11 protein-coding genes are annotated in these 9,755 nt (G+C 71.8%); 8 read left to right on the top strand and 3 right to left on the bottom strand.

The genetic code is table 11. The annotated features are described in order from the left end of the window. The coding region (locus JNB50_RS05850; protein ID WP_243767964.1) for a UDP-glucose/GDP-mannose dehydrogenase family protein at nt 1-185 on the top strand (185 nt) is incomplete at its 5' end. Between the two features lie 3 nt (nt 186-188). On the opposite strand, the gene JNB50_RS05845 is transcribed toward JNB50_RS05850, so the two are convergent. Then, complete coding sequence (locus tag JNB50_RS05845; RefSeq protein ID WP_307794615.1) at nt 189-1,466, bottom strand: protein kinase; 1,278 nt, start codon at nt 1,464-1,466, stop codon at nt 189-191. Between the two features lie 97 nt (nt 1,467-1,563). Here JNB50_RS05845 and JNB50_RS05840 point away from each other — a divergent pair, with 97 nt between their 5' ends. From JNB50_RS05840 to JNB50_RS05830, 3 genes are all read left to right on the top strand, one after another. Next, a complete protein-coding gene (locus JNB50_RS05840) occupies nt 1,564-2,070 on the top strand; it encodes a MarR family transcriptional regulator (RefSeq protein ID WP_307794614.1) in 507 nt (168 codons plus the stop codon). Between the two features lie 71 nt (nt 2,071-2,141). After that, on the top strand, nt 2,142-2,306 hold the full coding sequence (locus JNB50_RS05835; RefSeq protein WP_208039134.1) for a hypothetical protein: 165 nt from the start codon (nt 2,142-2,144) through the stop codon (nt 2,304-2,306). Nucleotides 2,307-2,317: 11 nt separating this feature from the next. Continuing rightward, entirely contained in the window at nt 2,318-2,572 is a 255-nt protein-coding gene (locus tag JNB50_RS05830) for a DUF6458 family protein (RefSeq protein WP_208039133.1), read from the top strand. A 57-nt stretch (nt 2,573-2,629) separates the two neighbouring features. On the opposite strand, the gene JNB50_RS05825 is transcribed toward JNB50_RS05830, so the two are convergent. Beyond that, nucleotides 2,630-3,997, bottom strand: coding sequence for an aminotransferase class V-fold PLP-dependent enzyme (locus tag JNB50_RS05825; protein ID WP_208039132.1), 1,368 nt, complete (start codon nt 3,995-3,997; stop codon nt 2,630-2,632). Between the two features lie 115 nt (nt 3,998-4,112). Between JNB50_RS05825 and JNB50_RS05820 the strand changes: the two genes are divergently transcribed. Both JNB50_RS05820 and JNB50_RS05815 read left to right on the top strand, forming a co-directional pair. Beyond that, on the top strand, nt 4,113-4,352 hold the full coding sequence (locus JNB50_RS05820; protein ID WP_208039131.1) for a class I SAM-dependent methyltransferase: 240 nt from the start codon (nt 4,113-4,115) through the stop codon (nt 4,350-4,352). Beyond that, complete coding sequence (locus tag JNB50_RS05815) at nt 4,343-5,224, top strand: aminoglycoside phosphotransferase family protein (RefSeq protein WP_208039130.1); 882 nt, start codon at nt 4,343-4,345, stop codon at nt 5,222-5,224. The genes JNB50_RS05820 and JNB50_RS05815 overlap by 10 nt, the downstream gene beginning before the upstream one ends. Before the next feature lie 119 nt (nt 5,225-5,343). Here the strand turns inward: JNB50_RS05815 and JNB50_RS05810 are convergent, their stop codons facing one another. Next, nucleotides 5,344-7,503: a DEAD/DEAH box helicase gene (locus JNB50_RS05810; RefSeq protein ID WP_208039129.1), complete on the bottom strand. Its 2,160-nt coding sequence runs from the start codon at nt 7,501-7,503 to the stop codon at nt 5,344-5,346. A gap of 272 nt (nt 7,504-7,775) precedes the next feature. On the opposite strand from JNB50_RS05810, the gene JNB50_RS05805 reads away from it, so the two are divergent. Together JNB50_RS05805 and JNB50_RS05800 are read left to right on the top strand one after the other, a co-directional pair. Next, entirely contained in the window at nt 7,776-9,287 is a 1,512-nt protein-coding gene (locus tag JNB50_RS05805) for an NAD(P)/FAD-dependent oxidoreductase (protein ID WP_208039128.1), read from the top strand. Beyond that, nucleotides 9,287-9,739, top strand: a complete 453-nt coding sequence (locus JNB50_RS05800; RefSeq protein ID WP_208039127.1) for an SRPBCC domain-containing protein — start codon at nt 9,287-9,289, stop codon at nt 9,737-9,739. The genes JNB50_RS05805 and JNB50_RS05800 overlap by 1 nt, the downstream gene beginning before the upstream one ends. Nucleotides 9,740-9,755 lie beyond the last annotated feature (16 nt).

The raw sequence follows: 9,755 nt of genomic DNA, 5'->3' as shown, positions 1-9,755 counted from the left end.
GCGAGGAAGCCGTGACCGGAGCCGACATCGTCGTCCTGATCACCGAGTGGCCCGAGTTCACCGCACTCAACCCGGACACGGTCGGGTCTCTGGTGGCACAGCGCGTGGTCATCGACGGCCGCAACGCCCTCGACCCCCACACCTGGACGACAGCCGGCTGGCGCTACCGCGGCCTCGGCCGCTAGCTCTCAGCCTTTGCCCTTGCCTTTGCCTTTGCCGCTGCCGCTACCGTTGTCCTTCCCCGGTCCCTTGTTGGGATTGTCGCCCTTCTGCGGTGCGGGTGGTGCCTGGACCTGCTGTGCCGGCGCCGCCGGAAGCGGGGGCTGCGTCGTTTCAGCCGGCTCGACGGTCTGCGGCGGAGCTGTCACAGTCGGAGTCGGTCGGTGCGTCGGCTCGCTCCGCGCCGCCGGCGCCTCCGGTGCGAGGATGGAGCCGACGCTCAGCGCGAGCGCCACGACCGCTGTGGCGCCCGACACCAGCAGCACCCCGTCGCCGAGGTACCGCCGACGAGAGGCGCGCCCACGGTTCCTGGGGCGTCTCGACGGCGCGGGCACGGCCGCCGGCAGAACCGCCTGCGGCAACGCGACGGTCGGCGCTTCGCCCTCGTCCGGGACCGCGACGGCTCCCGTGGCCACCCAGCCATCCAGCTGCGGAGCGAGCTCCCGCGCCATCACCGCGACCTCCAGGGCCGTCGGCCGCACGCGGGGATCCCGCGCGGTCATGGCGCCGATCAGGCCGCGCCAGTCCTCGGGCAGCGACCCGGGGATACGCGGATCGCGCACGAGCCGTGCGGTGACGGCCTCCACCGGTGTGCCGGGGTACTCGCGCACGCCGGTGAGCGCTTCCAGCACCACCAGTCCCAGCGAGTAGACGTCCGCCGCAGGTCCGGGTTCCGCACCGGTCGCCTGCTCGGGACTCAGGAAGCCGGCCGTGCCGATGATGGTCCCCGCCGTCGTCACGCGCTCTGCGCCCATCAGGTGCGCGATGCCGAAGTCGGTGAGCTTGGCGTGCGGCATCGCACCGGGCACTTCCGACTCGGCGAGGAGGATGTTCGCCGGTTTCAGGTCTCTGTGCACGATCCCCGCCGCGTGGACGACGACGAGCGCCTCGGCGACTCCGGCGGCGATCGCCGCGACCTCGCGGCCCGGTAGCGGCCCTCGGTCCAGCCTGGTGCCCAGATCCTCTCCCTCGACCAGTTCCATCACCAGGTAGCTCGGTGCGGGATCGTCGTCCGCCGAAAGGTGCGCGTCGTGCAGGCCCACAAGATTGGGGTGCGACAGGCGGGCCAGGGCCGTGGCCTCGCCGCGGCGGCGCGCGTCGTCGCCGGCCTGACCCGGCGCGAACATCTTGATCGCGACCGAGCGTCCCAATTCGCGGTCGTGAGCGCGGTACACCGTCGCCATCCCTCCGCGACCGAGCGGTTCGCGGAGTTCGTAGCGGTCGAGCAGGACGGTGTCGGGAAGCACCTCGCGAGCATACGCGCACTACTGGATGCCGTGAATCCGCCGAAAGACATCGACCAGCCCGTTGAAATCGGCAGCGAGCGGGAGATGACTGAGAGGAGTGAGTGATCGATCGGATGCGCAGCCCGCGGATGTGCCGCCGCCGGACCGGGGCGTGCTCGAGGCACTCCAGGTCTACCGGGCCGCCGAGACGGCGATGCGCCGACGCACCGGGGCGGCCATGGGAATCGGCGAGAACGACTTCCTCGCGCTCCGGCTGATCCTCGACAACGCTGCGGGAGGTCGCCGTACCGCAGCCAAGGACGTGAGCGCCTACGTCGGCGTCTCGAGCGCCTCCACGACCGCACTGATCGACCGGCTGGTGCAGGCCGGTCTCGTCGAGCGACGGACCAACGACACCGACCGCCGGTCCGTCGACCTGGTGCCGACGCGTGCGGCCTTCGGCGACACCGGGCCGATGGTGGCCGCCCAGGAGCAGATCGCCGCCCAGGCGGCCCAGCTGAGCGAGGCGGACGCCGCGACCGTGACGCGCTTCCTCACGAAGATGCGCGAGACCGTCGACCGCATCAGCGCGGAGCGACACGCGAATAGGCCGGAAAGCACCTGACGTCAAGGGGATTGTTCGACAACCGAAGCAGTTGTTCGGTGGTCTACGTCAAGGAAAGGACAACCCCTCCCATGAACATCCTGCTCATCATCATCGCGATCATCGCGATCGTCCTGCTGCTCACCGGCGGCTTCGTGCAGTCTCTGAACTTCCTGCTCTGGGTCGGCATCATCCTGCTGGTCCTGGCCGTGATCGTCTGGCTGGTGCGACTGCTGACCGGCAGTCGCCGAGTCTGAGGAGGCCCTCCATGAGCCTCGGTACCGGAATCGTCCTGTTCGTCATCGGCGCCATCCTCGCGTTCGCCCTGAACGTTCAGGTCAGCTGGATCGACCTGCACCTCGTGGGCTACATCCTGATGATCGCCGGTGCCGTCGGCATCATCCTCGGCATCATCCTGATGACCCGACGCCGCCGGACCATCGCGACCACGCGCACAGCGGTCGACCCGGTGAACGGCGAGCGCGTCACGCGCCGGGTGGGCGACAGCGACGACATCGTCTGAACCTCCGGAATCACGAAGGCCCCGACCCAGCGGTCGGGGCCTTCGTGCTGCGCGGACTCAGCCCATGGTGTCGAGGATCTCGACGAGGTCTTCGTAGGTCGTGAGGGGATTCAGCACCGCGAAGCGGGTGTTGGGGCGGCCGGCGTGCGAGCTGGGCGTCACGAAGGCGCGCTGCTCGTCGAGGAGACGGGCCGACCAGAGCGCGTAGTCCTCCTTGGTCCAGCCATCGCGCTCGAACACCACGACCGAGAGCTGCGGCTGACGCACCAGGTGGAAACCCTCCCGACGGTCGATCTCGTCGGCGATCCGCCTGGCCAGCTGGAGCGACGCGGTGACGGCGTCGCGGTAGGCGCCGGCACCGTGCGAAGCCAACGAGAACCAGAACGGGAGGCCGCGGGCGCGGCGCGTGAGATGGGCGGCGTAGTCCGACGGACTCCACTCGGTGGTGTCCGTGAGCGTATCGAGGTACTCGGCGTGCTGGGTGTGGGCGCGGCGCCCCGCCTCCGGATCGCGGTAGAGCAGCGCACAGGCGTCGAAGGGCGCGAACAGCCACTTGTGCGGGTCGACGATGAGCGAGTCCGCTCGCTCGACGCCGGCGAAGCGCGAGCGGGCGAGGGGCGACAGCATTCCGGCGAGACCGTAGGCGCCGTCGACGTGCAGCCAGAACCCGAACTCGTCCTTCAGCGCGGCGATGGAGGCGATGTCGTCGACGATTCCGAAGTTGGTGGAGCCGGCTGTCGCGACGACCGCGAAGACCGCGTCGCCGTGCTCGACGAGCGCCGGGCGTACGGCGTCACCCGTGAGCACTCCCGACTCGCCGGGCGAGACGGTCACCACCTCCACGTCCATCACACGGGCGGCGGACGCCACGGAGGAGTGGGCCTCCACGCTGCAGACGATGATCCAGCTGCCGGGAGGGTTGCCGCGCTCGGCACGCGCGCTGTCGCGCGCGGCCACCAGCGCGGAGAGGTTGCCGAGCGTCCCGCCCTGCACGAAGACGCCGCCCGCCTCGGGAGGCAGCCCGAACTCCGATGCCAGCCAGGTCAGCACCTGGTTCTCGGCGTAGACGGCGCCGGAGCCCTCCAACCACGATCCGCCGTAGACCGCGCTCGCCGAGACGACCAGGTCGAAGGCCGTCGCAGCCTTGGTCGGCGCGGTCGGGATGAACGAGAGATACCGCGGGTGGTCGGTGGTAATGCACGCCGGGGCGAGCACGTGCTCGAACACGGCGAGCGCGCGCTCGGCACCCATCCCGCCCTCCGACACGGTGCGCCCGGCCAGCCGGCGCAGCTCGGACTCGGGCAGCGGCTTGTCGAGGGGCGTGTCCGTGGCGAGGATGCGCCGCCGCGAGTAGTCGAGCACGAGATCGACGAGCTCACTGGTCTCGGCGGTGACGCTGTGCATGCGTGCGGAATCGGTAGTCATGGGTCCTCCGCACCCATGCTGACACACGCTCCCTGTCACCTTTCTACTCGCAGACGCAGCTTTGCTGCGCGTTTTCGGCTGCCCACGCGCAATACCCGCGCAGTACGGTGGCGCCATGGCCGGCGGAGGCGCAATCTGGGGACGCGGCAGCGCGTACGAACGCTCTGTGGGGCGGTGGAGCAGCCGGGTCGCTCCGCTCGTCCTCGACTGGCTCGACCTCCCGGCCGGGCTGAGCTGGCTCGACGTCGGCTGCGGCACGGGCGCATTCACGGGGTGCTCCCTCGACCGGACGGCGCCGGCGCGGGTGGTGGGTCCGTCGGCCGCCTCCTGCGCTAAGGTCGCACGGTGTCGTTGACCCCCGCCGCCGATATCCCCACAGACGCCGCACTCGTCGCCGCGCTGGTGACGGCGCAGCATCCCGACCTGGCAGGTCCGCTTCGACTCGTGTCCGACGGCTGGGACAACCAGCTGTACCGACTGGGTGACGATCTCGCCGTCCGCATCCCGCGGCGCGAGGTCGCCGCGCACCTCATCGAGCACGAGCAGCAGATGCTGCCGGGAATCGCCGCACGCGTTCGCGCGCGGGTGCCCGTTCCGGTCCGCGTGGGCGTCCCGTCTGCGGCGTTCCCCTTCCCGTGGAGCATCGTCGACTGGATCGACGGCGTCGACGGCGCCTCGGTGACCGCGGCCGAGCGCTCCGGACTGGCGGAGCCGCTGGCCGAGTTCGTCGGCGAGCTCGCCGTGCCGGCACCCGACGCCCCAGGCAACCCGGTGCGGGGCGTTCCGCTCCGGACTCGCGTGGAGGTCGTGGGCACACGGCTCCGCTCGCTGTCCGGGCGCATGGAGGTCGCCGCCCTCGAGCAGGTGTGGCGCGAGGCGCTCGCAGCACCCGAGTGGGAGGGACCGCCGCTGCTGCTGCACGGCGACCTCCACCCCGGCAACCTGCTGCTGACCCCGGCCTCCGGTCTTGCGGCCGTGCTCGATTTCGGCGACGTCACTTCCGGCGACCCGGCGACCGACCTCGCGACAGCGTGGCTGACGTTCGACGGGGAGGCGCGCGAGCGTTTCCGTGCGGCCCTGCCTACCCCGCCCGACGCCGCGACCTGGCGCCGGGCGCGCGGCTGGGCCGTGACGATGGGGACCGCCCTCGCGATGTCGTCCGACGACAATCCGCGGATGGCCTCCCTCGCCCGGCACACCCTCGACCAGCTCAGCGCCGACGACTGATCGAGACGGCACGAACTACGCCCGAATCGCGCGAGACGGCGCAGAATCAGCCGTCTCGCGCACGACGAAGCCCCCGTCCCGCGACGTGAGCCGCGGGACGGGGGCTGAGAGATCGGCGGTCAGGCCTCTTCGGCGGGCGCGGACGCGGCCAGCGCGAGGTCGGTGACCAGCTGGTCGCCGGGGATGGCCGACACGAAGTCGGCCTCGATCTCGGCGCGCTGCAGCAGCTCGCCCATGCGGCGCTGACGCTGGCGCGGGATGAGCGTCACGACCGTGCCCTGCTTGCCGGCGCGGCCGGTACGGCCGGAGCGGTGCAGGTAGGTCTTGTACTCGTCCGGCGCGTCGGCCTGGATGACCAGGTCGATGTCGTCGACGTGGATGCCGCGGGCGGCGACATCGGTCGCGACCAGCACGTTCACCCGGCCGCTGGTGAGCTGAGCCAGGTTGCGCGTGCGGCGTGACTGGTTGAGGTCGCCGTGCAGGCTGACGGCCGGGATGCCGGCGTCGTCCAGCTGGTCGGCGAGCATCTCGGCGAACGCACGGGTGCGCGCGAAGATCAGCGTCTTGCCCTCGCGGTCGGCGAGCTGCTCGATGATGGCCGGCTTGTCGCGGTGCTCGATGACGAGGACGCGGTGGTCGATGGTCGAGGACGCCTGGTCCTCGCCCGCCACCTCGTGCACGGCCGGGTCCACGAGGAACTCGTCGACGAGCTGGGCGACGCCCTTGTCGAGGGTCGCCGAGAACAGCAGCTTCTGGCCGCCCTCCGACGTCTCGCGGAGGATGCGCTGCACCGGCTCGAGGAAGCCGAGGTCGCACATGTGGTCGGCCTCGTCCAGGACGGTGATGACGACCTCGCTGAGGTCGAGGCGACCCTGCTCGATGAGGTCCTCGATGCGACCGGGCGTGCCGATCACGATGTCGACGCCGCGCTGGAGGGCGCCGACCTGACGGCCCTGCGGAACACCGCCGTAGATCTGCGTGGTGAAGAGGCCGACGCTGCGCGCGATCGGCTGCACCGTGCGGTCGATCTGGAGGGCGAGCTCGCGGGTCGGGGCGAGGATGAGCGCGCGGGGTGCACGGCCCAACTGGCGCTTGCCGCCCGACTTGCCCTGCTCGGCCCACAGCTGCATGAGGCGCTCGACCAGGGGCGCGCCGAACGCGATCGTCTTGCCGGAGCCGGTGCGGCCTCGGCCGAGGACGTCCTTGCCCGCGAGCACGTCGGGGGTGGTCGCGGCCTGGATCGGGAACGGCGTCTCGGCGCCGAGCTCCGCGAGGGCCCGGACGATGTTGCCGCCGAGGCCGAGGTCGGCGAAGGTCACACCCTCCACGTCGGACGCCTGGATGGCGTCGGCCTGGAGGCGCTCGAGCACGACGTCGTCCTCCGGAGTGAACGCGGGCTTGTCGTCACGCGAGGGGTAGAAGGAGGAGTCGCGACGCGGGCGCTCCGCGCGGTCGTCGAACGAGCGGCGCGGACGGTCGTCACGGTCGTACTGACGGCGCGGGCGGTCGTCGAAGTCGCGACGCGGGCGGTCGGCCCGGTCGTCGCGGTCGTACTGACGGCGCGGACGCTCGTCGACGTCGCGACGGGGGCGGTCGGCCCGGTCACCGCGGTCGTCGAACTGACGGCGCGGACGCTCCTCGACGTCGCGACGGGGGCGGTCGGCGCGGTCGTCGAACGAACGACGCGGACGGTCGGCACGGTCGTCGAACGAACGACGCGGACGCTCGTCACGGTCGAACGAACGACGCGGACGCTCGTCGCGGTCGAAGTCGCGGCGGGGCCGCTCCGCGCGGTCGAAGTCGCGGCTGGGTCGCTCACGGTCGCCACGGTCGTCGAACTGACGGCGCGGGCGCTCGTCGAAGTCGCGACGCGGGCGGTCGGCCCGATCGCCACGGTCGTCGAACTGACGGCGCGGACGGTCGTCGTAGTCGCGGCGGGGACGGTCGTCGTCGCGGCGGCCGGCGCGCGAGCGGTTGTCCCACTCGCGCTCGGTGCGGCGCGCGTCCTTGCCGCGAGGCTCCCAGTTGGGGCGCTCGGTGCGGCCGGCCGAACCGCCGCGCTCCGAGCCGCCGCGCGCGTTGTCGCGGGTGCCGAAGGTGTCGCGGCCTCGGGCGGCGCGGTCATCAGCGGTCCAGCGGGCCTTCTTGCCGGCGGCCGGGGCCTCGTCGCGGTAGCCGCGGTGCTTCGGGCTGCGGCTGCCCGCACCCTTCGGGGCGCCGTGGGACGCGCCGGTGTGCGACTGCGAGGATCGTCGGTCGGTCTTCTTGTACGGGGGCATACGTGTTCTTCCTGGGTTGCTCGAGAAATGCGCGGCGGCACGCTGAAGCGCACCGGAGAATCCCCGGCAGACATCGCCCGGGGCCGTTCACATCGTGATGAATCCACTCGCCGAATGGCTGCGGAACCGGCCCACCTGACTGACAAACCCATCCGCGTCGAAATGCGCGGTGTCAAGAGCCGACTGATCAACGATACAGGATGAAGGCTGGGAAGACACTGCTGATCGTTCACGTCACTGCCGGGCCGCGGCAGGCGGGGTATACAGGAGGCATGACCTCCGTCGACGCGATCGTCATCGGCTCCGGACCGAACGGCCTCGCCGCCGCCGTGACCCTGGCCAGGGCGGGCCTGAAGGTGCACGTCTACGAGCGCAACGCGACAGCGGGCGGCGGGATGCGGACGGAGGAGGTCACCCTCCCCGGTTTCCGCCACGACATCTGCTCGGCCGTGCACCCGCTGGCGTTCGCCTCCGGCTTCTTCCAGAGGTTCCGGCTCGCCGACCGGATCCCGTTCCTCACGCCGACCACCTCCTACGGGCACCCGCTGCCGGGCGGGGAGGTCGCGGTCGCGTACCGCGACCTCGAGCGCACCGCGGAGGCGCTCGGCCCGGACGGCCCGGCCTGGCGGGCGATGCTCGGCCCGCTGGCGCGCGAGGCCGACGCGGTCGCGCAGTTCACCGGGTCGAACCTGCTCCAGTTGCCACGGCACCCCCTCGTCGCCGCCCGGTTCGGCCTCACTGCGCTCTCGCAGGGCGGCCCGTGGTGGAACCTCCCGTTCCGCACCGAGAAGCCCGGCGCGCTGCTGACCGGGGTGATCGCGCACGCCACGCTCCCGCTGCCGAACCTCGCCGGCGCGGCGGCAGGGCTCGCCCTGGCGACCTACGCGCACGCCCGCGGCTGGCCCATCCCCGTCGGCGGCTCGCAGTCGATCGCCGACGCCCTGGTCGCCGACCTCCGCGCGCACGGCGGCGAGGTCGTGACCGGCGCAGAGGTCCAGTCGCTCGGCGAGCTCCCCGACGCCAGGGCCGTGCTCTTCGACACGCACGTGGCGATCGCTGCCCGGCTCGGCGAGGACCGCCTCCCCGCCGACTATCTGCGCAAGGTCGCGGCGTTCCGCGACGGCAACGGCGTCTTCAAGATCGACTTCGCCCTCTCCGGGCCGGTGCCGTGGCGCAATCCTGAGCTCCTGGAGACCGCGACGGTGCACCTCGGCGGCGAGCGCGCCGCCATCGCCCGGTCCGAGCGTGTCGTCGCGGCCGGCCGGGAGAGCGACGACCCGTACGTGCTCGTGGCGCAGCCCACCCTGTTCGACGCCGGCCGTGCTCCCGCCGGCAAGCACGTGCTCTGGGCGTACACGCACGTTCCCCGCGGGTCGACCTCCGACCGCAGCGAGGCCGTCATCGCCCAGATCGAACGCTTCGCCCCGGGCTTCCGCGACCTCATCCTCGCGACGGCGACCAAGACCGCCCACCAGATGGAGAGGTACAACCCGAGCTACATCGGCGGCGACATCTCGTCGGGCATGCCCAGCCTCTCCCAACTCGTGATGCGACCGGTGCTGTCGACGGACCCGTGGCGGATGCCGGGCCGCGGGCTCTACCTCGCGTCGTCGTCGACGGTCCCCGGCCCCGGCGTCCACGGGCTGGCCGGCTACTACGCGGCGCGCAGCGCACTACGCCACGAGTTCGGGATCACCCGGATGCCGTCGCTCGCACCCGCCGCCGGCACCGGGGCCGCGACCGGCGCGCAGCCGATCGAGGACGACGAGGACGAGGTCGCCTGATGTCCGTCAACGTGCGCCGCTTCGCCTGCACCCCGGCCGAGGTCTTCACTGCGCTCGCGGATCCGTGGGTGTTCCCGACCTGGGTGGTGGGAGCGTCACGGATGCGTGCGGCCGACGGCCGCTTCCCCGAGCCGGGTTCCCGCCTCCACCACTCGATCGGCGTCTGGCCGTTCGTGCTGAACGACGAGACGACGGTGGAGGTGTGGGACCCGCCGCGGCGGTTCCAACTGGAGGCCAAGACCCGGCCGGTCGGAACCGAACGCGTCGTCATCGAGGTGCGCCCGCGGGGCCGCGGCTGCGTGGTGCGCATGGAGGAGGAGGCGATCACCGGCGTAGCCGCGCGCATCCCGCGGCTGATCGCGGAGCCGATCCTGTGGATCCGCAACCGGGAGGCGCTCCGCCGCCTGGAGTGGGTGGCGCGGGGGATCAGTCGGCAGAAGGCAAGCGCGTAACCTCCACGACACACGC

The sequence above is a fragment of the Leifsonia sp. TF02-11 genome, from assembly GCF_017565305.1.
Lineage (GTDB): Bacteria > Actinomycetota > Actinomycetes > Actinomycetales > Microbacteriaceae > Leifsonia.
This window is presented reverse-complemented; position numbering and strand designations above follow the sequence as displayed.

Coding starts and splice junctions, on each gene's coding strand:
- JNB50_RS05820 (WP_208039131.1), top strand. CDS start 4,113: ATGGCCGGCGGAGGCGCAATCTGGGGACGCGGCAGCGCGTACGAACGC.
- JNB50_RS05800 (WP_208039127.1), top strand. CDS start 9,287: ATGTCCGTCAACGTGCGCCGCTTCGCCTGCACCCCGGCCGAGGTCTTC.
- JNB50_RS05835 (WP_208039134.1), top strand. CDS start 2,142: ATGAACATCCTGCTCATCATCATCGCGATCATCGCGATCGTCCTGCTG.
- JNB50_RS05805 (WP_208039128.1), top strand. CDS start 7,776: ATGACCTCCGTCGACGCGATCGTCATCGGCTCCGGACCGAACGGCCTC.
- JNB50_RS05825 (WP_208039132.1), bottom strand. CDS start 3,997: ATGACTACCGATTCCGCACGCATGCACAGCGTCACCGCCGAGACCAGT.
- JNB50_RS05830 (WP_208039133.1), top strand. CDS start 2,318: ATGAGCCTCGGTACCGGAATCGTCCTGTTCGTCATCGGCGCCATCCTC.
- JNB50_RS05810 (WP_208039129.1), bottom strand. CDS start 7,503: ATGCCCCCGTACAAGAAGACCGACCGACGATCCTCGCAGTCGCACACC.